The following is a 21,739-nucleotide window of genomic DNA, read 5'->3' as shown; positions in this document are numbered from 1 at the left end:
ACACCACACCGGGGTGCGTCGTAAGCATGCTGCTCATCCTGGGGGCAGCCGTCGGCGGCTGTCAATGGACACCAATTGGTGTCTCATTCGGCGGGACGGCTTTCGATCGCTGATCAGAGGGCTGATGGAGTTCTGTCAGGGCGCGGAAGGCGCGCCGCGCCCGACCGCGGGGTGCGTCGCGGCCTCCTCCGGGTGCAGCCACAGGGGCCCGTTGCCGGTCTCGACGCGGACGGCGTCCGCCGGGGGCCACGAGCCGTGGGTCAGCAGCCGGCGCTCCGGATCCGTCAGGCTCCGATACCGCGCGAGCGCCTCCGCCGGAGCCGACGCCACGGGGTCCGACAGCAGCCCGGGGCGCACCGCGTCGATCGCGGTGGCGTACTCCTCGTATGCCCGCCAGCCGGGCACGACGCGGTACCCGGCAGGGCCGCGGACCAGCAACGTCGGTAGCGCGTACCGGAATTGACCGTCGGCCGTCTCCTTGGCGGCACCGGGATGAGGCGACCCGTCGCGCACGGACAGCACCTCGTCGACCGGACGACGTGCCTCGGCGTGATCGGCACGCACCCGCTCCAGCACCTCGGTCGACGCCGCGTCGGCGGCCAGCCGCTCAACATCCAAGCCGGGCACGCCCGTTACCGCCGACAGCGCCAGTACGAGGTTGTCGGCCGGTTCCCCGAGGACGAAGACGGTCTCCCGCAGCTGGCGCAGCACCTGGTCGGCCACGTCGTCGCCCTGCGCCTCGGCGGCCTTGGCGACCAGCGAGGACGGCCACGAACTCGCCGCCACCCGGCTCAGCTTCAGTGCCCGCGGCGCCTGCGTATGACCGCCGATGTCCTCGACGTACCGCGCGTACCAGGCGGTCTCGGCCGCGGGATCGGGCGCCGGGTCGTCGTCGTGGTCGAAGAGGATGCAGTACGCGCGACGCCACCGCGCCCGGCCGGCCAGCGCCGCGCGCAGGCGGCGGAAGACGGGCTCCGACCCCCAGGCCCAGGGACAGAGCGGGTCGGTGTACTCCACGACCTCCACATCAGCCTCTGCCAAGGGTCTCTCCGGTACGACCGTCACGCGGCTCCCTTCCCGCTCAGCCCCGCACTCGCCCCCGCTTCGACAGGGGTGGGCAACAGCGCGGCCAGGGTCGTGCCGCCCAGGATCGCGGCGGCGTCCGCCTCCACTTGGCGCCACACCCCGGGCAGCCCGGAGGCGGGACCGGGGTAGTCGAGTCCGGCGAGCGACTCACCCCGCAGGGTGATCAACTCTCCGTCCACGGCGCGCGCGACGTCGAGGAGCGTGATCTCGTCGGCCGGCCGGCCGAGCCAGTAGCCGCCTTCGCAACCGCGCTGACTGCGCACCAGACCGGCCTTCCGCAACTCGCCCACGACCGACTTGAGGAAGCGGAAGGGGATCTGTTGGGAAGAGGCCACGGCCTCGCAGGTGAGGGGGCGTGCGGGTTCTCGGGCGAGCTCCAACAGGGCCCGCATGGCGTAGTCCGCCTTCGCGGAGATATGCATGCGCACATCATGCCCGACGGGATGCCCGCCACGAAGGCTCCGGCCGGTTCCGTTCCTACATTGCGGGAACATTGCCGCAGGTGAAGGGCATTGGACACCTCTTGACATCCTTTTCGGGGTGGCTCTAGCGTCCCGACCCATGAGCGAGCCGCTGACGACCCCCGGCGAAGGTTTCCACCCCCATCTCCACGACGGCCCCGGGCAGCCGGCGGCACCTCTGCACACTCGCCTCCACCACATCCGCGCCGATGCCCTGGACGGGGACACGGCACAGAGCGGGGGGATGCGCAGGTTCGCCGCGGTCAGCGGCAGGACGGTCGGCTCCGAGAAGCTGTGGATGGGCCAGACCCATGTCGCCCCCGCCACGTCGTCCTCCGACCACCACCACGGCGAGTCGGAGACCGCGATCTATGTGGTGAGCGGGCACCCCGAGTTCGTCTTCCTCGACGACTCGGGCTCGCGGCCGGAGGAGGTACGCCTGCGTACCGCCCCCGGCGACTACATCTTCGTCCCGCCGTTCGTGCCGCACCGCGAGGAGAACCCCGACCCCGCCGAGGAAGCCGTGGTGGTCATCGCCCGCAGCACCCAGGAGGCGATCGTGGTCAACCTGCCCCAGCTGTACGCGCTGCCGTCCGACGGGGCCTGAATCTCCCGGACTTGGGCTCGCCGGCGTCAGGCGCGGGGGCGCTCAAGGGTGAGGAGCAGGCCTTCGACGGCGCCGGGGCCTATGCGGCCCTTTACGTCGGCGGCGGTGATCGCCTTGAGCGCCCAGCCGTCCGCGGCATGCTTGTTGAGGGTCTTCTCCAGCTTGTCGCTGTCGAGCGCGTCACCGATGAGTGACTCCCTGAAGGTGACGACCTTGTACTCGTAGGCGTATGCGTTGCTCATGGCTGCGGTGTCCTTTCGGGCGTCGGCCGGAGTGGCCGGAGTCAGCCAATCACGGGGCGCGGTCCGGCTGTGGCGGCGGGGGTGGAGTTGCCCAGCGGGGCAGTTGGCCGGCTCGGCTACCACGAGGTGATCCGGTCGTCGACGTCAACAGGCCCGGTGCTCAGCCCGCCGGGGTGCGTCGCACCACCTTGCCCTGCCCGTCCGCTTCCAGTGAGGCCGTGCCCTCGGTGCCGGTCACGCCGACCCTGAGTGTGAGGGACCCGGTGAGGTTGTCGGCGGTGAGCTGCCAGGTCTGCGGGGAGCGGACCCCGAGGGTGGTCGTGGCTTCCTTGACCAAGGCGGGGAAGCGCTCGAACGGCAGGGAATCCGGGTCGAACCGCGGGGCCTGCGTATCGGACGGAGCGAACACGACGGACAACAGACGTTCCTGTACGACGAGAGTCAGCGCGGGGCGCTTGCCCTTGCCCTTGGTGAGCGAGTCCATGGCGCGGCGCAGTTCGCCCTTGTCGAGGAACGACTGGTCCGGTCCGAGAGAGACTGTGGCGGACCCAGACGTCACGACCGTGGTCGACGACGAGGACGAGACGGACGGAGCCGACGAGTTGGGCTGAGCGGTGGCGTCCTGGTCGAACAGGTCGGCGCGGAACACCAGGACCACGAGCGCCGCGCCGAGCAGCAGACCGAGAAACGCGGCCATGCCGAAGGCGCACCCTTCCGGGGACTCGCCCGGTACGGCCGGCCCGGGCACCGAGTCGATGCGCGCCCCGGCCGCCCGGTCCGCCCACTCCGGGGTCGGCCGCTTCACGATCTTCACCCGCCATGGGCGCTCCGGCGGATACTGCACCACCACGATGCCGCGCGGCCGGTAGTCCGGCAGATCGACGAGGTTGATGTTCTGCGACATCCGCAACCGGTACGCCGGCCCGTCGTCCGGTGCGACGGTCAGCTCGAACCGCGCCGGTACGTCGCTCGACTCGCTCCCGATGGCCTCCAGACTCTCGATCATCGCGAGCGCCGTACGCGGCACGACGGCCGCCTCCCGGGCCCGCCGCGGCCTGCCGGCGAGGTGGAAGAGCAGACCGTACACCGCGGGCACGACCCATCCGGCGACGAACAACGGCCAGTTCCCGATCACACCTCCGACGATCAGAGCGGCGAACGACGCCCCGACCACACCACCCGTCAGACACCCTCGGCCGAGGGCGCCGGGAACGTTGTACGTGGGCGTGGGTGGCGCGCCCGTGATGATCGTCATGGCCGCGATTGTGCCGGTCCGGGGTCACGGCCGGGAGACCTGCGGATGACCTTGGCCCGCCTGACGACGATCGGGCCGCCCACTTCGGTCTTCGATCTCGCCACCTCGGTAAACTGCCTAGCGCGGTGACGCCCACAGCTCGGAGGAGACCCGGATGCCGGCAGACGAACCCTCCGTCTCCGACGAGGCGGCCGGAGCGAGCGGGACGTCCGCGGCGCCGGTCCGTCAGGTGCTGTCCGACAGTGTCTACGAGGGCATCAAGACCATGGTCATGGACCATGAGATCGCCCCGGGCGCCCGTGTCGGCATCGAGTCCGTCGCGCGCACGCTCAATGTGTCACCGACCCCCGTGCGCGAGGCCCTGGCCCGGCTCGAGGCGGACGGGCTCGTCGTCAAGCGGTCCCTGTCGGGATACCGGGCGACCGAGCTGCTGACCCGGCAGGGCGTGGAGGAGCTGTTCGAGATGCGGCTGCTCCTGGAACCGCGAGCCGCCGCACTGGCCGCCCTGAACGCCGACGACTCCCAACTCGACGCCATCGAGGGGATCCTGGAGGACATGCAGGCCCACCCGGGCCCCGCCGGGACGTACGCGGCGTACCGCGATTTCGCCGCCCTGGACCAGCGCTTCCACGACGCGATCGCCGAAGCCGCCCACCGCCCGCTCCTCGCGGACGCGGTCCAACGACTCCACGCCCACCTGCACGTCTTCCGGCTCAGCAGCCTCCAGAGCGAGGGCGACCCGACCACGGCGGAGCACGGGCGAGTGGTACGCGCGATACTCCGCCGCAGGGCCGAACGCGCGGCCGAGGCGATGGCGGAGCACCTCACGCGCAGCCTGGAGCGCCAACTCGACCGGTTCGAAGCCTGACTTCATTCCATGAGGAACACCTGCTCCGTCGACGCCCACCACTCACCCGGCGCGGCTTCCTCGACCGGCTCCTGGCAGGGCGCCGTCAGCTCCCACCACTTCTGGGTCGCCGGATCCTCGGCCATCAGTGCCAGGTCGGCCGCCAGGTCCTCCCCGTGGTACTCGAAGTAGCTGAACAGCCGGTCGCCGAGCAGGTGGATCGAGTAGTTGGCGATGTGGCGGCGACGTAGTTGGGCGAGGACCGGCTCGGGTACGGCCCGGTGCAACTCGCGGTACTCGTCCGCCTTTTCGGGCCGCAGGCGGATGACCTGTGCGACGCGCCGCACTCGTCAGTCCCCCTTCGCCGACACGACCGAGACGGCCCGGTCGTGGATGATGCGGATGATCTGCCCGCTCATCCGGTCGTAGTCGTGGTCGTTGGGTACCTCGCCGCGGATGCGGTGGTCGGCCATGACGACGACCCGGTCGGCCAGCGTGATCATCTCCGCCAGGTCGCTGCTGATGAGGAGGATGGGCAGACCGCCGCGGGCCAACTCCCAGATCAGTTCGTGGAAGGCGTGCTTCGTGCGGACGTCCACGCCGACCGTCGGCTCGTCGACGACGAGCAGCTTGGTGTCCGCCGCGAGCCACTTCGCCAGGCTGACCTTCTGCTGGTTGCCGCCGGAGAGTTCACCGGCGTTCTGCTGGAGCCCGGAGACACGGATGCTCAGGCGGTCGACGAGATCCTGCGAGACCTCCTGTTCCGCCCGCGAGGAGACGTACCCCAGGGCCCGGGCCAGCCTCTTCCACACCGTCACCGTGATGTTCCGGACGATGGGCTGCTCCAGGAAGACGCCTTCCTCCTTGCGGTTCTCGGTCAGGTACCCGATGCCGTACTCGTGCAGGGCCTCGCGCGGCGAGCCGATCCGCGCCGTCCTGCCGTAGACCTGGATCTCGCCGCCGGTGACGCGGTCCAGGCCGAGGACGGCCTTGACCAGTTCGCTGCGGCCCGCGCCGACCAGCCCGTAGAGGCCGACGATCTCCCCGGGGCGGACGCTGAGCGAGATGTCCTCATGGCCTGCCGCAGTGGAGACGCCGGTGAGGCACAGCGCCGGGGCCGCGGAGGTGTCCACCGTGCGCGGGGCCATGTCCGTCACCGCGTGGGTGCGGCCGACCATGAGGGTGACCACGTCGTCCTGGGTGTGCTCGGCCAGCGGGGCCGACTCCAGGACGGAGCGGCCGTCGCGCAGCACGGTGACGGTGTCGCAGACCGCGAAGACCTCCTCCAGCTTGTGACTGACGAAGACGACACACGTGCCGCGTTCCGTGAGCCGCCGGATGACGTCGAAGAGGCGGTCGGCCTCCTGCGGGGAGAGGGACGCGGTCGGCTCGTCGAGCAGGAGGACCCGGCTCTCGGTGTAGAGGGCCTTCGCGATCTCCACCAACTGCTGCTGGGCGACCGACAGTTCACGCACAGGGCGGTGCGGGTCGATGTCCAGGCCGAGTTCCGCGAGGCAGCGTTCGGCCGGGGCCGTCATCGCCTCCCGGTCGACCAGGCCCCGCCGCGAGGGCGGGTTCTGGAGCGTGATGTTCTCCGCCACGGAGAAGCCGGGGATCAGGTTGCGCTCCTGGTGGACGACACCGATCCCGGCCCGGGCCGCCTCCAGTGGGGAGCGGAGATGGATCTCCTCACCGTCCCGTACCAGCCTGCCGCCGTCGGGGGTGTGCACCCCGGTGATCACCTTGATCAGCGTCGACTTGCCCGCGCCGTTCTCACCGAGCAGCGCGTGCACCGAGCCGGCGGTCAGCCGCAGGCCCACGCCGTCGAGAGCACGTACACCGGGGAAGACCTTGACGATGTCCTCGCACTCCAGCAGGACGTCTCCCCGCAGGCCGTCACGGCCCGAACCGTCCTCCGGCAGACCGTCCTCCGACAGGATCTCGCTCATCGGGTGCCTCCCGTCGTGGGCAGCGCCCCGGCCGGCTGCGGGCCGCTGTCCGGTGGCACGGGTGGGGTGCGTCCGGGCGCCCTGCCCTTCTTGTCGAGGTGGGTCTCGCGCATCCGGCCGCCGACGACCGTGCCGAGCACGACCACGCCGATGAGGAAGTTCACCCAGCTCGGGTCGAGCGAGTACTGGGCCCGCGCGGTGTCGATCAGGCGCATCACGAACGCGGCGAGCACCGTCCCGAACACGGCCACCGAGCCACCCGTCAGCGCGACCCCGCCGATGATCGGCGCCGCGAAGCTGGGCAGCAGCCAGTCGCCGCCGACACTGCGGTTGACGCCGGGCAGGGAGGCGGTGGCGGTCATCGCGGCGATGCCGACGAGCAGCCCCGACAGGGTGTGCGCGAGCACGATCTGGCGGTCGGTGGAGATGCCCGACAGCCTCGCGGCGAGCGGGTTTCCGCCGGCGGCCAGCAGCCGTCGGCCGGCGACCGTGCGGTACATGAACGCGGCCAGCAGCGCCGCCGCGACGAGCGCGGTGACGAAGACGAGAGGGATGTTCAGTGGCGCCGAGCGGCCGAGGTCGCGCAGCGTGGGGGAGTACCCGTCGATGGTGCGCGTCCCCGACAGCCGGTACTGCGCCCCGAGCAGGATGGTCATCGTGCCGAGCGTGACGATGAATCCGTTGATCTGGGTGGCGACGATGAACACGCCCGTCACCAGCCCGATCAACGTGGCGCTCAGCACGCCGATCAGCACGGCGAGGACGGCGGGCACGCCGTGGTCGGCCATCAGCACGCCCATCAGGCACGCGCTGAAGCCGCCCAGGGCGCCGACGGCGAGGTTGAGCTGCCCGACGCACAGGGCCACCATCTGGGCCAGCCCGATGAGGATCGGCGTGGCGAGGTACTGGAGGAAGGTACGGAGCGAGGGCCCCTCGAAGAAGTCGCCGGACGAGGAGATCCCCAACGCCAGATAGCCCGCGAGGACCACACAGAGCAGGGTCATCGTCGTCGAGCGGGAGAAGCGCCGCAGCGCGGGGAGGGCGGCGTCTCCCCGGTCGTGGAGCGTGGTCATGTGGAGCGCACCACCTTGCGATAGGACAGGACGGTGCGTACCCGGTCCGCCGACAGAGCCAGCAGCAGGATGCAGCCGAGGTAGATGTTGAGGCTTTCGAGACCGACCCCGAGCAGGTCGAGGCCCTTGCGGATCACGCCGACCAGCGAGGTGCCGAGCAGGGCGCCGATGACGGAGACGACCCCGCCGGTGAGCAGCGTCCCGCCGAGGACCGCCCCGAGGAACGAGGGCAGCATGAAGTCGTCGCCGATGGAGGCGCTGAACGTGCCGGTGCCGACGGCGGCCATGAAACCGGCGAGTGCGGCGAGGAGTCCGGACAGCCCGTGCGCCAGGACGATCCGGCGGCCCGTCGGGATGCCGGACAGCTCGGCCGCGGCGGGATTGGCACCGGTGAGCAGCAGTTCGCGTCCCATGCGGGTACGGGCGTACAGGAAGCCGAGCACGATGAGGGCCAGCAGCGTGAACTGGGTCATCTGCGGGATGGCGGGGGAGCCGCAGACCGGCCCGACGCAGATGTCGGCGAGCGAGTAGGAGCGCAGCTCCGCGAGCCCGGCCGGCCGCGTGGTGAAGGCGGCGTTGTCGGTGAGGGACGAGTACAGGAGGGAGACCAGACCCAGCAGCGCGAAGTCCATCGCCAGCGTCACGACGAAGGAACTCACGCCGGTGCGGGCGATGATCCAGCCGGTCAGCGCGCCGATGACACAGCCGGCGACGAGACACAGCAACAGGCCCAGGACGAGCGGCAGATGGAGCCGGTCGTAGCCGAACCCGGCGAACAGGGCGCCGAAGGCGGCCATGCGTCCGACGGCGAGGTTCATGTGCCCGATGGAGAGCACCACCATCTGCGCGAGGGCCACCACGGTCAGCGTCGAGATGTCCCTCAGCAGCGGGAAGAGCACCAGCCGCGCGTCGAAGAACGCCGGCCGCAGGGAGCCGAAGAGGATGCTGAGCGCGACGATCAACACCAGCAAGCCCAGCCGCTGGTTGACCCAGAACGGCAGCCGGTGGGCAGGGCGTGCTCCCTCGGTGGGGCGGTCCGTCCCGCTGTCGGGCTCGGTGACGGCGGCCGTCTTCACGACACCCTCCGGTCCTCGAGGGCGTCCATGTCCCAGTCGATGCCGATGCCCGGCTCGTCGGGAGCCACGGCGAGACCGTCCTGGACGGTCAGTTCGGTGCGGGTCACCGCGCGCAGCTGCGGGATGTACTCCACGTACGCGCCGTTGGCGATCGCGGCGACCAGGCTGACGTGCAGTTCCATCAGGAAGTGCGGGCACACCATGACGTTGAAGGTCTCCGCCAGGTGCGCCACCTTGAGCCACGGAGTGATGCCGCCGACGCGGGCGACGTCGACCTGCACCACCGAAGCGGCGCCGGTCTCCAGGTAGTTGCGGAACTGCATCGGCGAGTACAACGACTCGCCGACCGCGATCGGGATCCGCGTCGAGCGGGCGAGTGTCGCGTGGCCGCTGATGTCGTCGGCGGGCATGGGCTCTTCGAGCCAGTACGGTTCGAACGGCTCCAGCGCGGCGGCCAGTTGGACGGCACGGGACAGCGACTGCGACTGGTTGGCGTCCGTCATGATGTGCAGCGCCGGTCCGACGGCCTCGCGTACCGCGCGAAGCCGCTCCGCGTCCTCGGAGATGTGCGGCTTGCCCACCTTGATCTTGACGCCGGCCCACTGCGCGTCCTTGGCCGCGAGGGCTCCCTTGACCAGGTCCTCGGTGCTGAGGTGGAGCCAGCCGCCCTCGGTGTCGTACACGGGGACGTGTTGCCGGTGACCGCCGGCGAGCCGCCAGAGGGGCTCGCCGGCGCGCTTGCAGCGCAGGTCCCACAGGGCGGTGTCGACCGCGGCGAGCGCGAGCGAGGTGATGGCGCCGGTGGTCGTCGCGCGGGTCAGGCCGAACAGCTCCTGCCAGAGCGCCTCGACGTTGCGTGCGTCCTTGCCGGCGAGGAGCGGCAGGAGGTGGTCGCGCAGCAGCGCCAGTACGGAGGTTCCGCCGGTGCCGATCGTGTAGGCGTAGCCGGTTCCTTCGAGGCCGTCGGCGGTGGTCAGTCGTACGAGGATCGTCTCCTGCTTGACGAACGACTGCACGGCGTCGGTGCGGTCCGTCTCGACCGCGATGTCGGCCAGCAGGGCCGTGGCGTGGGTGATGATGCTCATGTGGTGTGGCGGCTTTCTTTCGTCCGTGGCCCGGGCGTTCAGCGGCAGTTGAGGTACGTGTCGGCGAACTGCTTCTTCAGCTCGGCCGTCTTGGCCTGCCGTGCGCTGTCGTAGTCGGCGACGTTCGCCTTCGTCACGACGAAGGAGCCGGAGTCGATGATCTGTCCGGGCTTCGCCATCGTGCACTGCTTGGTCTGGAGCAGCGCGAGGGCCCAGGTGCCGATCTCCGCCTGGCCGACGGGGTTCTGCACGACCGTCGCGGTCACGGAGCCGTTCTTGATCGAGCCGAGGATCTTGGCGTCGTCGTCGATGGCCACGACCTTGGCCTTCGAACCGGCCTCCTGTACGGCCTCGGCGGCGGCGACCGCCGGGTTGTACGCGGTCGAGACGATGCCCTGGATCTTCGAGCCCTTGGCGGCGAGCAGGTCGGAGACCGCCTTCTGCGCGGTCTGGAGGTCCTTGTCGATGTCGGTGATGGTCTGCAGCAGCGTGACCTTGCCGCCGGTCTCCTGCACCGCCTTCTGTACGCCCTTCATCCTCAACTGCGTGTTGGCGTCGACGTTGTTGCCGGTGAGGTGGACCAGCGCGCCCTTGCCGCCCATCGCCTTGATGGCGGCCTGCGCGGCCTTGTAGGCGGCGAGTTCGACGTCCGTCGACAGACAGAAGTCGGCGTCGTTGGTGCCGCCGGCGGGGCAGGAGGCGAGCGAAGCGACCGCGAAGCCCTGGGACTTGAGGTCGGCGAAGGTGGAGTTGATGTCGGTCGGGGAGACCCCGAAGATGCCGAACGCGTTGTAGCCGCGGGCGGCCAGCGTCGACAGCAGGTCGTTCTGCTTCTGCTGGTCCCACTCGGCGGTCTCGTCGAACGTCACGTCCGCAAGCCCGAGGGTCTTCTTGGCCTCCGCGCCGGCCGTCTTCCAGGGCTGGAAGTAGGGGTGGGCTCCACCGGGCACCAGCGCGACCTTGGTCTTGGAACCGTCGGCTAGTTCGGCAGACCCGCCACCGGTCCGCGCGGAGGCGGTGTCGGCCGCACCCGGGTCGTCCGAGTTCTTGATGGTGCAGGCGGCTGTCGAGGCGGCGAGCAGGAAGAGGGTGACGGTGGCTGACAGCACGGATCTACGGCGACGGCTCATGGTGCTTGCCCCACTTGAATCAAATAGGATTTCGGTTGCCCGTGATGCTGGGGGAGGGGTGATTGCCACGTCAAGACCCGTGCAACGATTGCCGCTCCGTCGTGATGGAGTGAGATCACATAGGATTTCGAGAGGCGTTGTGACACGTCGAGAGAAGTCGAGGGGCAGGCGGAAGGCCTGCCCCTCGACTGCCGGCCTCGGTCCGACTCAGTCCGAGACGACGGACGTGTTGAGACCCTTGGCGTAGTGATTGCGCGCGATCCGGATGTCCGAACTGCCGTGGAAGACGAACAGCGGTGAGGTGTACGGCGGTTGGTCCGAGTCGGCCAGCCGTCGGACCGTGTTGCCGGTGAAGGTGAACCCGCCGACGCTCTTGGCGTTGACCACGGTCACGTCACCGATGTCGAACGAGTTGTGCTCGACCGAGATGTTGTGGTGCACCGGGTTCGCCGGGTCGACGACCTGGTTGGTCGGCTCCACGAAGATGACCGGACCGCTGGGCCGCGTGAAGGAGTTGTCGCGGATCGTCAGGTTGGAGACCGGTCCCGACTCGTACCACTGGTAGGCGTCGGCGGAGACGTAGATGCTGGCCATGGACATCGCGTCGAACCGGTTGCCGGTGATCAGGACGGGCTTGCGGGTGGTGACGAGGATGCCGCGGGTCGGCACGTTGCGGAACACGTTGTCGGAGATGACGACCGACGGGGTGGCCGTGATGTTCTCGACCACCGTGCCGCCGATCTCGGTCCCGGCGGGGACCGGACGGTCGAAGGTGACGGTCATCGTGGTGAGCGGCTTGTCGTGGTCCGTCCCGCTCGGCCCGTCGACCGCGGTGACCTTCGCGTGCGCCGGAGTCAGCTGGGTCATCGTGCGCTTGGTGGTGAACTCGACCTCGTCACCGGGGGCGAACTGCGGGAACCCGGCGGTCTGCGGGTGCTTGTAGGCGAGCGTGAGGGTGTTCGGCCCGGGCTGCCCGACGACTTCCAGGTAGGTGCCGTGGATGTTGATCGGGTCGTCGTGCGGGCCGTCGAAGACGCTCCGGGTGATCGAGACCTTGCCCTTGACGCCGGACATCTGCACGAAGTCCGCGAACGAGGACGTCGAGCGGCCGGACTTCGGGTCGGGCGCGAAGTTCACCTTGTCGATGGAGATGTTCTCGCTGAACTGCCCCACCACGCCGAAGGACTGGAGGTAGTAGGCGTTCATCGAACGCATCGTGACGTTCTCGGACTCCCAGATGAAGGCGCCCGGCTCGGTCCGCTCGATGAGACGCATCTGGTAGACGAGCCCGGCGTCCGTCGGATGCGTCGCGCCGTTGTAGTCGATGCGGATCTTGCGTCCGCCGAGGTCGGTGACGGAGGCGACGTCGTTGAACAGCGGGTTGTCCGCACGCCAGGTCTTCTGTGCCTTGGGGTCGTGGATCTGCGTGTACTGCAGGCCGTCCGTGCCCGACCAGTACGGCTGCCCGGTGACCGGGCTCTTCTCGCCGAGCCAGGTGATGTGCGTGCCGTTCACCTCGTACGGGCTGCCGGCCGGGATCTTCAGGACGCGGTAGGCGTGGCCGCCGGTGACGCCGGCGGTGGCCACGGTCGCGTCGATGACCTCGGGGGCCGCGTAGTCGAAGGAGAAGTTCTGGAACGTCACATCGGTCGAGCGGATCGACGCGAACGCCGTCTGGAGACCGTGGTAGACGAGTTTGGCGCCGCCGCCGTCGACGGTGACGTCGTGCATGTCCTCGACGAGCAGCCCGATCTTCTTGTCCCGGTAACGCTGGTCGGCGCCCACGGTGTTGGAGACGTACAGCTCACGTGTCTCCGCCCGCTCCGGGTAGATCTGGTAGGTGCCCTTGGAGAAGACGACCTTGACCGGCCGGTCGCCGTCGACCTTCTTGGCGTGCCGCAGCGCGGCGGCGAAGGCGGGCGCGGAGTCCTTCCTGCCGGTGGGATCGGCGCCGTAGTCGTCCACGTCGACCACCACCGGTCTCGCCTTGTGCGCTGCGGCCGGTGCCGCGACGACAGGACTGGCGGCACCTCCGAGCAACGCGAGCGACAACCCGAGAAACACGAACCGAGACTTTGGCACAGCCCCTCCGGAGCATCCACGAGTCATGAAACACCCAATGAATAGGTGAATTTTCCGCCAACTGATCAGCCGAATCTCCGTGCAGAGTGTCTATAGATCCGATGTCTAGGTCAATGGTCCGGACGAGCAACCGCACCTGACGCCGACGGTCGGGATCTCACTCCGCCTTCGGCGCCGCCGTGCTCGCGCGGATCACCAGCTCCGGGTCGAAGAGCAGCTCGCCGACGGGCACGTCACGGTTGCCGACCAGGGCGATGACGCTGCGGGCCACCTCAGAGGCCAGGCGGTCGGCCGGCTGGCGGACCGTGGTCAGCGCAGGGTCGACGAAGTCCATGATCATGGCGCCGTCGTAGCCGACGACCGACACTTCACCCGGGACGTCGTACCCCTGCCGGCGCGCACCGCGGATCGCGCCCAGAGCCATGTAGTCGCTGGCCGCGACGATCGCCGTGGCGCCCCGGCCGAGCAGCGAGATCGCGGCGGACTGCCCGCCCTCGACGGTGTACGACTGCCGGACCACCCACTGCTCCGGATCCTCCACCCCGCGCTTGGCGAGCGAGGAGATGAAGCCGTTGACCCGGCGGTCGGCCGGACGATTGCCGACCGGACCCGACGCCATGCCGATACGGCGGTGACCGAGCCGGTGGAGATGGTCGACGGCGAGTTTGGCGGCCAGCAGGTCGTCCGTGGAGAAGACCGGCGCCTCGCTCACGCCCTCGAACTGGCCGTTGATCCCGACGAACGGGATCCTGCGTGAGCGCAGGAGTTCGTACGCCTGCGGGTCCGAGCCCTCGATCGTGTTGCTGGCGGACAGGAACACGACGGCGGCCACACCCCGGTCGGCGAGCGAGGTCAGGAAGTCCAACTCCTGTACTCCGCCCGGGAAGCACGGGCACACGACCGTCTTCAGTCCGTGCGGGGCGAGCGTGGACTCGATCCGTTCGCAGATGTCCGCGAAGAACGGGTTGGAGACGAGTTCGGTGATGACCGCGACGAGCTGTCCCCGTGTCTGCCGCTCGTACCCCAGGTCGGTCATCGCCTGCTCGACCGCCTCGCGCGTCCTGCGCGACACGCCCTGGCGCCGGTTGATGACGCGGCTGACCGTGGCCTCACTCACCTGCGCCCGGACCGCGACCTCGGTGATGCCGACCTTCATGCGGTTCCCTCCGCCGTCACTTGCAATGAATAGATGAAAATTTTCAGCCAGGTAGTCCACGGAAGATAGCAGTCAGTCTGCGTGTCTTCCATGTTTCTTGCGCATGACCATTGAATCGCCTCTCCCGCCCCTGTTAGCTTTCCGCCACCACGCGGCCGTCCGCACCCTCGCCGTGACTGAAGACCCGGGAGACCCGATGAAGCCCTCCAGGCTCATGCTGCTCACCGCTGTTGCCGTGATCGTTCCGTTGGCGCCCGCGCTGTCGGCCACGGCTGCGGCGGACGGCACCTCCGGCGCCCGCCCCCAGCTGACCATCCCGGACCCCGGCTTCGAGAACGGCGGCACGGGCTGGACCTTCACCTCGGGCGCCGGCGTCGGCACCGGCAACCGGCACGGCGGCGAACGCTTCCTCTACCTCGACGCCGGCGCCGGCAAGAGCGGGCAAGTGACCGTCGTCGCGCCCAGGAACGGCAGTTACGACTTCTCCGCGTGGATCGGCAGCGCCGGCACCGGCGGCACGTACACGGTCAGACGCAACGGCCAGACCGTCCAGACGATCACGCTGCCGCAGCACCCCGGCTACGCCCGGTACACCATCAGCGGCGTCACGTTGAAGACCGGCGACCGGCTGCAGATCGAGTTCGGCTCCGGCACCGCCTGGGTCAACGCCGACGACCTCATGATCTCCCCGGCCGCGTCCGCCGACCCCAAGGTCACCTCGTCCGACCCCGAGGTCGCCGAGATGTTCAACTGGGCCAAGAAGAAGGCCAACAGCTGGACACAACTGCCCGGCACGGTCGGCCCGGTCAACGTTGACGAGTACCAGGTCGGCGGCACCGGTACCGCGACGTACGGGCCCACCTACTGGGCCGGATACGCCAACCGCAGCGCCTACTACTCCCGCGACATGACCCACCAGCTGGCCGGCGCGCACATCATCGGTCTCGACGACGAGAACGAGAACATGCTCCGCTCCTACGCGGCATCGGCCACCGCCGAGCACAAGTACTTCCCGGTCTGGTCACTCAACTTCGACGCCAAGACCTACCTCAGCATCGACTACAAGACCCCGGACAACTTCGTGCGCGAGGTGCCGGCCACCTTCGAACTCGTCGAGAAGGCGGCCCAGGCCTACCTCTGGACCGGCGACCGCAGGTACGTGGACGACCCAGCGCTGTGGGAGTTCTACCGGCACGCCACCGACCAGTTCCTCGACCTGCACAACTCCGCCGTGGACAACGGCAAGGTCAAGGTCGCCGAGGGCACGGGCAACGGCATCTTCCAGGGCGCCGCGAGCTACAACGAGCAGGACGGCGACGGACTAGCCGAGGCCGGGGACGGCATCGCCTCGGAGTACCAGGCGTACCTGGCGATGGCCGTCCTCGCGCGCGGCAAGGGCGACGCCGAACTCGCCAAGACGTACGACAAGAAGGCCGCCGACCTCAAGAAGTACTTCAACGACAAGTGGAGCGGCACCGGAACCGGCGCCGACATGGTCCGCGCGTACACCCTCGCCGGCACCCCGGTCACCGGCTGGGGCAAGGAGAACAGCGTCTTCATGCCGATGAAGCAGATCATCGACCCCGGACCGCGCAACGACGCCTACCTCGACTACATCCAGCAGCAGGAGCTGGGCCCGGACGGCTCGCCCAACATCGAGTCGACGACGTACCTGCCGGACATGTTCTTCAAGAACAACCGCAACGACACCGCCTGGCAGTGGATGAAGAAGATCTACGGCGAGCGGGAGATCCAGCACATCAACTCCAGCCAGGGCCCCAACGGCGACTATCCCGAGGTGTCGTTCACCCTGGTCAGCCAGACCGTCCAGGGTCTGATGGGCATCACCCCGGACGCGCCGAACCACAAGGTGACCACCCAGTCCCGGCTGCCCTCCGGCATGAAGTGGCTCCAGGCGGCGGACGTTCCGATCGGCACGGGCTCGGTCACCGTCCGGCACGACGGCGCGACGAAGACCACGCTGACCAACAACGCGCGCAAGGGCTCCTACCAGTGGGAGGCCCGCTTCACCGGGGTCCACAAGAAGATCACCGTCAACGGTGTCCCGCAGCGCGTGCACATCAAGAAGGTCGACGGCGTGACGTACACCTACGCGACGCCGACGGTCCGGGCCGGGGCGACGACGGTGGTACGGGTCTCCGACTGACGCGGACGCCCGTCCCACCTGCCCCGGCACCGAGCCACCGGCGCCCGGCGGCATCCGGCAGCCCGTCCTCTCGTCCCTGAGCCGGGGAGGACGGGCTGCCGGTCGTCCGGGCCACCGCGGTCAGCGGCGCTCCGGGTCCCTCTCGATCACGTTGTAGGGATAGGGCAGGCGCTGGTCACTGGCGCGGGTGAGCAGTTCGACGTCGGACGGGTCCAGGTCGAGGCCTGCCGCGCCCAGGTTGGTCTCCAACTGCTCCATCGTGCGCGCACCCACGATGGGCGCGGTCACTCCCGGCTGCTCCAGCAGCCAGGCGAGGGCCACCTGGGCGGGCGCGAGACCGCTTCGCTCGGCCACCTCGTGCAGCGCGTCCAGCACCCGCCAGGTGCGCTCCTCCTGGTTGTAGACGTCCCACCGCTCACCCCACCCGAGCTGCCCGGCGGTCTCCACCCGGGTACCGGACACCGGCCCCGTCATACCGCGCCGGATCGCTCCGCTGAGCCAGCCGCCGCGCAGCGGGCTCCACGGGATCACGCCGAGCCCCTCGTTGCGGCTGACCTCCATCAGCTCCCACTCGGCCTCGCGGTCGAGGAGGTTGTAGAGCGGCTGGAGACAGGTGAAGGGCTCCCAGCCGTTCGCGTGGCTGAGGTCGACGGCCTTCTGGAGCTGCCAGCCGGAGAAATTGCTCGCGCCCAGGTAGCGGACCTTCCCCGAGGTGACCAACGTGTCGAGCGTGGCCAGCGTCTCCCGCAGCGGGGTGCCCGGGTCCCAGGCGTGCACCTGATAGACGTCGAGGTAGTCGGTGCCGAGCCGGCGGAGGGTCGCCTCCACCCCGGCGATCACGTGGGCGCGGCCCAGACCACGGTCGTTGGGGCCGTCGCCCATGGCGTACCGGACCTTCGAGGCGACCACGACGTCCTCGCGCCGCCGCCGCTTCAGCCAGCGCCCGGTGATCTCCTCCGAGACGCCCGCGGAGTAGATGTCCGCGGTGTCGACGAAGTTCCCGCCCACCTCGATGAAACGGTCGAGCATGGCGTGGCTGGTGGTCTCGTCGGTCTCGCGGCCGAAGGTCATGGCTCCGAGGCAGAGCTCACTGACCCTCAGGCCGGTGCTTCCCAGATAGCGGTAGCGCATCGTGCGGTGCCTCTCGGTCGTGTCGGGTGGGGGAGGGTGCGGGGGCATCCGGGTCGGCGAGCGAGACGGACACCTCCTGCACGCAGTGGTCGGACAGCCCGCGCGGATCGCGGAAGCGGTAACCGTGCACCCGTGCTCCGGCTGTGCTGAGCACCCAGTCCAGGCGCCACCAGCGCATGCCCGCACGGGCCTGCCACGAGACGGGGTAGAACCTTCCCGTCAACGGGACGGCGTCGACTCCCAGCGCGGCGATGTGTCGTACGTCGCCCACGGCGGGTGTGGTGTTGAAGTCCCCTGCGATCACAGCGGGGTTGGGGCAGTCGGCGACATCGCGCCGCAGCCCCGCGTACTCGCGCTCCCGGTCTCCCGCCCGCTCCCGGACGTTGCGGTAGAACTCCGCACGGAGCGGGCTGATGAGACGCAGTTGCACGGGGATGTGGACGTTGAAGGTGGACAGCACGCGATCCGGGCCGCCGGGCAGCCGCAGGTCCACGCGCAGTACACGCCGTGCCGCCGTCTCCACGGTCGCCGCCACCGGCAGCCGGGACAGGGTGACCAGGCCACGGGCGATGACCACCTCGTGCCCGGGGAACTCGGCGCGCAGTCGCGCCTCGTCGTCGATGAGGCGATACGTGCCGTCGAACACGTCGTTGTGGTACTCCTGCAACAGGTAGACGTCCGCGTCGAGTTCGCGCAGGAAGGCGTAGAACGGGTCCGCCTCCTTGGTCTGACACCAGTGCTGGGTGTTCCACGAGACGAGCCTCACCGCGGTGTCGCCGGGCGTCCCGTGCGGCTTTCGCAACGGTGCGCTCGGATGCAGGCCGCTCTGACGCGCGCCCAGCACAAGGGCGGCGCCCGACAGCACGGCCGCGACCGGATCGCCGGTCGCCCAGGCCGCGCCGGCCAGAACGCACGGCACCACGACGAGCAGCGGAGGCGGCAGCAGCGACGGCAACAGCCAGGCCCACCAACGCCCGTTGAGCACCAGGTGCGCGCCGAGGAACACCGCCCAGGCCACCGCCGCCCACCGCACGAACTCTTCGATCACACCGGGACCTCTCGTGCGCCGTGCAACTCCTGGAACAGCCCGTCGTAGGCGTCGACGCAACTCTGGGTGCCGTAACGGGCCCGCGCCGCGCGCATCCCCTCGGCGCGGCGTTCCGGCGAGTACGCGACGACCTCCCTCAACGCGTCCGCCAGGGCGACGGCGTCACCGGTCGGGAAGAGCCGGCCGAACCCCGTGTCGGAGACAGGCACCCGCATGCCGGGCGCGTCGCTGGCGACGGACGGCACGCCCATCATCATGGCCTCCGCCTGGGAGATGCCGAAGGACTCCTCCGCCACGGACGGCAGCGCGAAGGCGTCCAACGACGAGTAGAACTCGGCCACTTGGGCGTCCTCCAGGAACCCGGTGAACCGGATCCTGGAGTCGTCCCCGGCCCGTTCGCGCAGTGCGCCGACCACGCTGCCCCCCGCCACCTTGGAATAGTCCCCCGCGATCATCAGACGTGCCTCGGGATCGGTCAACCGCCGGAATGCGTCGACCAGATGATGCAGACCCTTCTCCGGCGCGATCCGGCCGAGGAAGCCGATGTGCGGGCCGTCGCTCTCTCGAAAGGTGGCAGAAGCGGGTTCGCGCTCCCGGCAGGGCGGTGCGATGGCCAGCAACCGGCGTTCCCGCATGAGAGAGAAATGGCGTGAATGCTCCGCGTGATCAAGGTTGTTGACGACGACGGCGGACGACCGGCGCAGGGCGGCGGCGACCGACGCGTCCACCACCGGCACTTGAAGGGCGGCCAGTCCACCCTTCGGCAACCACACGTCGTCGTGGTGCGTGCACACCACGGGTGTCGAGCCGGCCAGTCGTGCGACGAGGCCGGCCTCCAGCATCGGCAGATGGATCTGGACCGCCTCCGAGTCGCGGGCGATGCGCCCGGCCAGCGGCGCGAAGCCCGGACTGACGGTGCCGCGTCCGATCCGGGCCACCACCGGTGTCCGGAACACCTCGACGCCGTTGAGCGTTTCCCGCGCCGGGTGGCCGCGGTCGTGCCGGGTGGCGACCACCGCCACCCGTCGGCCGCGTGCGGCCAGCCCTTCCGCGACCGTGCGGGCCACCTCGGTCAGGCCGCTCGTGTAGGGCAGGTAGTAGGTGAGGACGATCGTCACGTCGAAGCGCGGCGACCGTGCGGTGCGCCTGGTCATGAACCGTCCTTGTCGGTGGTCGGGGCAGGGTCCCCGGAGGCGGGCAGGGAGAGGCGCAGATCGATCAGCCGATGCGTGGACAGATCCGCGGGCGGGTCGAGCAGGGCCTGGCGGTGCAGGCGCAAGGAGGGTGACACGAATGCCCAGTCGAGCCGCCACAGGGCGGGGCCGCGCACCGGAAAGGTCGCCGGATACACGGAGTCGCCCTTCTCAGCCGCGTCGCGCAGCCCGTCGAACCAGCGCAGGTCCCCGGTGCCGGGCAGCACGTTGAGGTCGCCGGCGAGCACCACCGGGTTCCGGTTGGCGCTCAAGTCCGCGCGCAGCGCCCGGAAATGGGCGTCGCGACGGTCGGACAACTGGTGCACGGACCGGTAGTAGGAGGGCGTGAGCGGGTTGCGGTCGACGTTCAGCAGGTCGGGCAGGTGCGTGTTGTAGAGGGAGAGGACGCGTCCGTCGACCCTGACGTCCGTGCGCAGGACGCGGATGTTCCAGTAGTCCGCCCAGTCCGTGTCGGGCGCGGCGAGATCGGTGGGGCGCAGGGCTTTCGTCCCGACGATGGGATAGCGCGAGAGGGTGAGGAACTCGCCCCGCGTCGCCACGTGGTATCCCGGGAACTCGGTCTTGATACGGGCGAGTTCGTCGATGGGGGTGGGCCGGCCGGCACGGGCGTTCTCGTACTCCTGAAGCAGATAGACGTCCGCGTCACGGGACTTGAGATACGCGTAGAAGGCGTCCGTGTCGTTGTCCTGGTCCCAGAAGAAGGTGTTCCAACTGACCACCTTCACCGCGCCGGGCGGGACCGACCCCTGGCCGCGGAACAGGGCGCCGGGATGCAGGCCCGCCTGCCAGGAGCCCAGCAGCAGCGAGGTGAGGACCACGCCCACGGTGAGCAGACGCCGCCGGGCCAGGGCGGCCGGGACGAGCAGGACGACGGGGACCAACAGGCAGGCGAGCGGCGGGGCGAGCCCGACACCGTTCCACAGCCACCACCGCCCGCTGAACACGGCACGGCCGGCGACGAACAGGGCCCAGAGCACGGCGATGACGAGCAGGGCCGTGCCCGGCCAACTCCGTTTTCGGACCGGGGTGTTGGGCGCCGAGTTTGGTGGACTCTCGGCGGGGCCGCCCGACAGAGTCTCCGGCGGAGGTGCTTGAGTCATGCCGTGGCCTGCACCGCGTCGCCGCGCCCGGCGGGCTCGTACAGGCGGCGGAAGCGCTGCGATGCCAGGCACTGCGCTACACCCACCCCCGCCCCGGCCGCGATGACCGCGTTGACGACGAAGTGCGCGAACACGAAGTACCCCGTGAACAACGGTCCCCTGCGGCGCAGGACGAAGCGGTACAGGGCCGTGTCCGCGAGGACCGAGAAGCCCAGCAGGGCCGCGGACAGCAGCAGCCACAGCGGGGAGAGGACTGCCAGCGGCAGAGTGAGGATCGCCGACAGCGCGGCCACGCTGGCGCTCGCGCGCGGCCCGGTGGCGATGCCGCCCGGCAGGTCGCCGCGGCGCAGATAGAGCGGGATGTGCAGCCGGGTGCGGTGGAACACCTTGCGCAGCACCACCCGCCAGGTGTCGTCGTGGTCGTGCCGGCCGCGCACGGTGGTGGAGCTGTGGACCTCGTAGTGCGGGCAGAGCCGGGCGGCGTAGTCACCGTCCTCGGTGTGCCGCAGCCGGGGATTGAACGGGCCGATCTCGGCGAAGACCTGGGCAGGCATCGCGAGGATCGCGGTGTGCACGGTGCCGATGCGGCCCTCCGTCTCGGCCAGCCAGTAGTACTGATGGAGGCACCGGTACTCCTCGATCAGACTGTCCCGGATGAGGGGTTCGGCGTCGTAGGTGCCGCACACGGCGCCGATGCGCGGATTCGAGTCGAGCAGGGCGACGGCGTTGGCGACGGCGTCCGGTTCCATGGCGACGTCGGAGTCGCAGAACACGATGATCTCGCCCCGGGCGTGGGCGGCCCCGGTGTTGCGGGTGGTGGCCACCCCGCTGTTGACGCCGGTGCTGATCACCCGCACCCCGCACGCCTCGGCGACGGCCACGGAGTCGTCGGTGCTGCAGTCGTCGACCAGCAGGATCTCCAGGGGCTCGTACGTCTGGGCCAGGGCCGCGCGCAGGCAGAGTTCGAGTGCCCGGCCGTAGTTGTAGTTGGGGATGACGACGGAGACAAGGGGCTTCTTCTGTGTCATGG

The 21,739-nt window shown here is 69.6% G+C and carries 20 protein-coding genes; 3 read left to right on the top strand and 17 right to left on the bottom strand.

From position 1 onward, the window contains the following. Positions 1-135: 135 nt before the first annotated feature. Together ACIP6U_RS30420 and ACIP6U_RS30415 are read right to left on the bottom strand one after the other, a co-directional pair. Entirely contained in the window at positions 136-1,065 is a 930-nt protein-coding gene (locus ACIP6U_RS30420; RefSeq protein WP_401724298.1) for a DsbA family protein, read from the bottom strand. Further along, positions 1,062-1,508 (bottom strand): RrF2 family transcriptional regulator, encoded by a 447-nt coding sequence (locus ACIP6U_RS30415; protein ID WP_401724296.1) that lies wholly within the window; start codon positions 1,506-1,508, stop codon positions 1,062-1,064. Before ACIP6U_RS30415 ends, ACIP6U_RS30420 begins: the two co-directional genes overlap by 4 nt. A 139-nt stretch (positions 1,509-1,647) precedes the next feature. On the opposite strand from ACIP6U_RS30415, the gene ACIP6U_RS30410 reads away from it, so the two are divergent. Continuing rightward, positions 1,648-2,154, top strand: coding sequence for a cupin domain-containing protein (locus tag ACIP6U_RS30410; RefSeq protein ID WP_401724293.1), 507 nt, complete (start codon positions 1,648-1,650; stop codon positions 2,152-2,154). A 26-nt stretch (positions 2,155-2,180) separates the two neighbouring features. Here the strand turns inward: ACIP6U_RS30410 and ACIP6U_RS30405 are convergent, their stop codons facing one another. After that, positions 2,181-2,396, bottom strand: a complete 216-nt coding sequence (locus ACIP6U_RS30405; RefSeq protein ID WP_401724290.1) for a DUF4177 domain-containing protein — start codon at positions 2,394-2,396, stop codon at positions 2,181-2,183. A gap of 160 nt (positions 2,397-2,556) precedes the next feature. Then, positions 2,557-3,651 (bottom strand): hypothetical protein, encoded by a 1,095-nt coding sequence (locus ACIP6U_RS30400; protein WP_401724288.1) that lies wholly within the window; start codon positions 3,649-3,651, stop codon positions 2,557-2,559. A 154-nt stretch (positions 3,652-3,805) separates the two neighbouring features. Here ACIP6U_RS30400 and ACIP6U_RS30395 point away from each other — a divergent pair, with 154 nt between their 5' ends. Next, on the top strand, positions 3,806-4,519 hold the full coding sequence (locus ACIP6U_RS30395; RefSeq protein ID WP_401724287.1) for a GntR family transcriptional regulator: 714 nt from the start codon (positions 3,806-3,808) through the stop codon (positions 4,517-4,519). A 2-nt stretch (positions 4,520-4,521) separates the two neighbouring features. Here ACIP6U_RS30395 and ACIP6U_RS30390 read toward each other — a convergent pair whose 3' ends face one another. From ACIP6U_RS30390 to ACIP6U_RS30355, 8 genes are all read right to left on the bottom strand, one after another. Continuing rightward, on the bottom strand, positions 4,522-4,845 hold the full coding sequence (locus ACIP6U_RS30390) for an L-rhamnose mutarotase (RefSeq protein ID WP_401724284.1): 324 nt from the start codon (positions 4,843-4,845) through the stop codon (positions 4,522-4,524). Between the two features lie 3 nt (positions 4,846-4,848). Beyond that, positions 4,849-6,447 carry a sugar ABC transporter ATP-binding protein gene (locus tag ACIP6U_RS30385; protein WP_401724282.1) on the bottom strand — a complete coding sequence of 533 codons (1,599 nt, stop codon included), beginning with the start codon at positions 6,445-6,447 and terminating at the stop codon, positions 4,849-4,851. Continuing rightward, positions 6,444-7,520: an ABC transporter permease gene (locus ACIP6U_RS30380; protein ID WP_401724280.1), complete on the bottom strand. Its 1,077-nt coding sequence runs from the start codon at positions 7,518-7,520 to the stop codon at positions 6,444-6,446. The genes ACIP6U_RS30385 and ACIP6U_RS30380 overlap by 4 nt, the downstream gene beginning before the upstream one ends. Beyond that, positions 7,517-8,596 (bottom strand): ABC transporter permease, encoded by a 1,080-nt coding sequence (locus tag ACIP6U_RS30375; protein WP_401724278.1) that lies wholly within the window; start codon positions 8,594-8,596, stop codon positions 7,517-7,519. The genes ACIP6U_RS30380 and ACIP6U_RS30375 overlap by 4 nt, the downstream gene beginning before the upstream one ends. Beyond that, positions 8,593-9,681 carry a mandelate racemase/muconate lactonizing enzyme family protein gene (locus ACIP6U_RS30370; RefSeq protein ID WP_401724275.1) on the bottom strand — a complete coding sequence of 363 codons (1,089 nt, stop codon included), beginning with the start codon at positions 9,679-9,681 and terminating at the stop codon, positions 8,593-8,595. Before ACIP6U_RS30370 ends, ACIP6U_RS30375 begins: the two co-directional genes overlap by 4 nt. Positions 9,682-9,719: 38 nt before the next feature. Continuing rightward, positions 9,720-10,811, bottom strand: coding sequence for a substrate-binding domain-containing protein (locus ACIP6U_RS30365; protein WP_401724273.1), 1,092 nt, complete (start codon positions 10,809-10,811; stop codon positions 9,720-9,722). 207 nt (positions 10,812-11,018) lie between these two features. Continuing rightward, positions 11,019-12,875 (bottom strand): right-handed parallel beta-helix repeat-containing protein, encoded by a 1,857-nt coding sequence (locus ACIP6U_RS30360; protein WP_401724270.1) that lies wholly within the window; start codon positions 12,873-12,875, stop codon positions 11,019-11,021. A gap of 175 nt (positions 12,876-13,050) precedes the next feature. Beyond that, complete coding sequence (locus ACIP6U_RS30355; protein WP_401724267.1) at positions 13,051-14,049, bottom strand: LacI family DNA-binding transcriptional regulator; 999 nt, start codon at positions 14,047-14,049, stop codon at positions 13,051-13,053. A 196-nt stretch (positions 14,050-14,245) separates the two neighbouring features. Between ACIP6U_RS30355 and ACIP6U_RS30350 the strand changes: the two genes are divergently transcribed. Then, positions 14,246-16,216 (top strand): hypothetical protein, encoded by a 1,971-nt coding sequence (locus ACIP6U_RS30350; RefSeq protein ID WP_401724265.1) that lies wholly within the window; start codon positions 14,246-14,248, stop codon positions 16,214-16,216. 120 nt (positions 16,217-16,336) lie between these two features. On the opposite strand, the gene ACIP6U_RS30345 is transcribed toward ACIP6U_RS30350, so the two are convergent. From ACIP6U_RS30345 to ACIP6U_RS30325, 5 genes are read right to left on the bottom strand one after another with little or no spacing between them, the layout of a single operon-like run. Continuing rightward, on the bottom strand, positions 16,337-17,347 hold the full coding sequence (locus ACIP6U_RS30345) for an aldo/keto reductase (protein ID WP_401724262.1): 1,011 nt from the start codon (positions 17,345-17,347) through the stop codon (positions 16,337-16,339). Continuing rightward, the gene (locus ACIP6U_RS30340; protein WP_401724259.1) at positions 17,304-18,395 is read right to left on the bottom strand and encodes an endonuclease/exonuclease/phosphatase family protein; all 1,092 of its coding nucleotides are present in this window, start codon (positions 18,393-18,395) and stop codon (positions 17,304-17,306) included. The genes ACIP6U_RS30345 and ACIP6U_RS30340 overlap by 44 nt, the downstream gene beginning before the upstream one ends. Next, on the bottom strand, positions 18,392-19,549 hold the full coding sequence (locus ACIP6U_RS30335; protein ID WP_401724256.1) for a glycosyltransferase family 4 protein: 1,158 nt from the start codon (positions 19,547-19,549) through the stop codon (positions 18,392-18,394). Before ACIP6U_RS30335 ends, ACIP6U_RS30340 begins: the two co-directional genes overlap by 4 nt. Next, positions 19,546-20,709, bottom strand: a complete 1,164-nt coding sequence (locus ACIP6U_RS30330; protein ID WP_401724253.1) for an endonuclease/exonuclease/phosphatase family protein — start codon at positions 20,707-20,709, stop codon at positions 19,546-19,548. Before ACIP6U_RS30330 ends, ACIP6U_RS30335 begins: the two co-directional genes overlap by 4 nt. Then, complete coding sequence (locus tag ACIP6U_RS30325; protein ID WP_401724250.1) at positions 20,706-21,737, bottom strand: glycosyltransferase family 2 protein; 1,032 nt, start codon at positions 21,735-21,737, stop codon at positions 20,706-20,708. The genes ACIP6U_RS30330 and ACIP6U_RS30325 overlap by 4 nt, the downstream gene beginning before the upstream one ends. Positions 21,738-21,739: the final 2 nt, after the last annotated feature.

The organism is Streptomyces sp. NPDC088794 (assembly GCF_044750545.1).
Taxonomy (GTDB): Bacteria; Actinomycetota; Actinomycetes; order Streptomycetales; family Streptomycetaceae; genus Streptomyces.
Note: the sequence above shows the minus strand (reverse complement) of the source record. Positions and strands in the feature narration are given on the sequence as shown.

Coding starts and splice junctions, on each gene's coding strand:
- ACIP6U_RS30385 (WP_401724282.1), bottom strand. CDS start 6,447: ATGAGCGAGATCCTGTCGGAGGACGGTCTGCCGGAGGACGGTTCGGGC.
- ACIP6U_RS30365 (WP_401724273.1), bottom strand. CDS start 10,811: ATGAGCCGTCGCCGTAGATCCGTGCTGTCAGCCACCGTCACCCTCTTC.
- ACIP6U_RS30380 (WP_401724280.1), bottom strand. CDS start 7,520: ATGACCACGCTCCACGACCGGGGAGACGCCGCCCTCCCCGCGCTGCGG.
- ACIP6U_RS30325 (WP_401724250.1), bottom strand. CDS start 21,737: ATGACACAGAAGAAGCCCCTTGTCTCCGTCGTCATCCCCAACTACAAC.
- ACIP6U_RS30395 (WP_401724287.1), top strand. CDS start 3,806: ATGCCGGCAGACGAACCCTCCGTCTCCGACGAGGCGGCCGGAGCGAGC.
- ACIP6U_RS30335 (WP_401724256.1), bottom strand. CDS start 19,549: ATGACCAGGCGCACCGCACGGTCGCCGCGCTTCGACGTGACGATCGTC.
- ACIP6U_RS30330 (WP_401724253.1), bottom strand. CDS start 20,709: ATGACTCAAGCACCTCCGCCGGAGACTCTGTCGGGCGGCCCCGCCGAG.
- ACIP6U_RS30370 (WP_401724275.1), bottom strand. CDS start 9,681: ATGAGCATCATCACCCACGCCACGGCCCTGCTGGCCGACATCGCGGTC.
- ACIP6U_RS30410 (WP_401724293.1), top strand. CDS start 1,648: ATGAGCGAGCCGCTGACGACCCCCGGCGAAGGTTTCCACCCCCATCTC.
- ACIP6U_RS30405 (WP_401724290.1), bottom strand. CDS start 2,396: ATGAGCAACGCATACGCCTACGAGTACAAGGTCGTCACCTTCAGGGAG.
- ACIP6U_RS30345 (WP_401724262.1), bottom strand. CDS start 17,347: ATGCGCTACCGCTATCTGGGAAGCACCGGCCTGAGGGTCAGTGAGCTC.
- ACIP6U_RS30415 (WP_401724296.1), bottom strand. CDS start 1,508: ATGCATATCTCCGCGAAGGCGGACTACGCCATGCGGGCCCTGTTGGAG.
- ACIP6U_RS30400 (WP_401724288.1), bottom strand. CDS start 3,651: ATGACGATCATCACGGGCGCGCCACCCACGCCCACGTACAACGTTCCC.
- ACIP6U_RS30350 (WP_401724265.1), top strand. CDS start 14,246: ATGAAGCCCTCCAGGCTCATGCTGCTCACCGCTGTTGCCGTGATCGTT.
- ACIP6U_RS30355 (WP_401724267.1), bottom strand. CDS start 14,049: ATGAAGGTCGGCATCACCGAGGTCGCGGTCCGGGCGCAGGTGAGTGAG.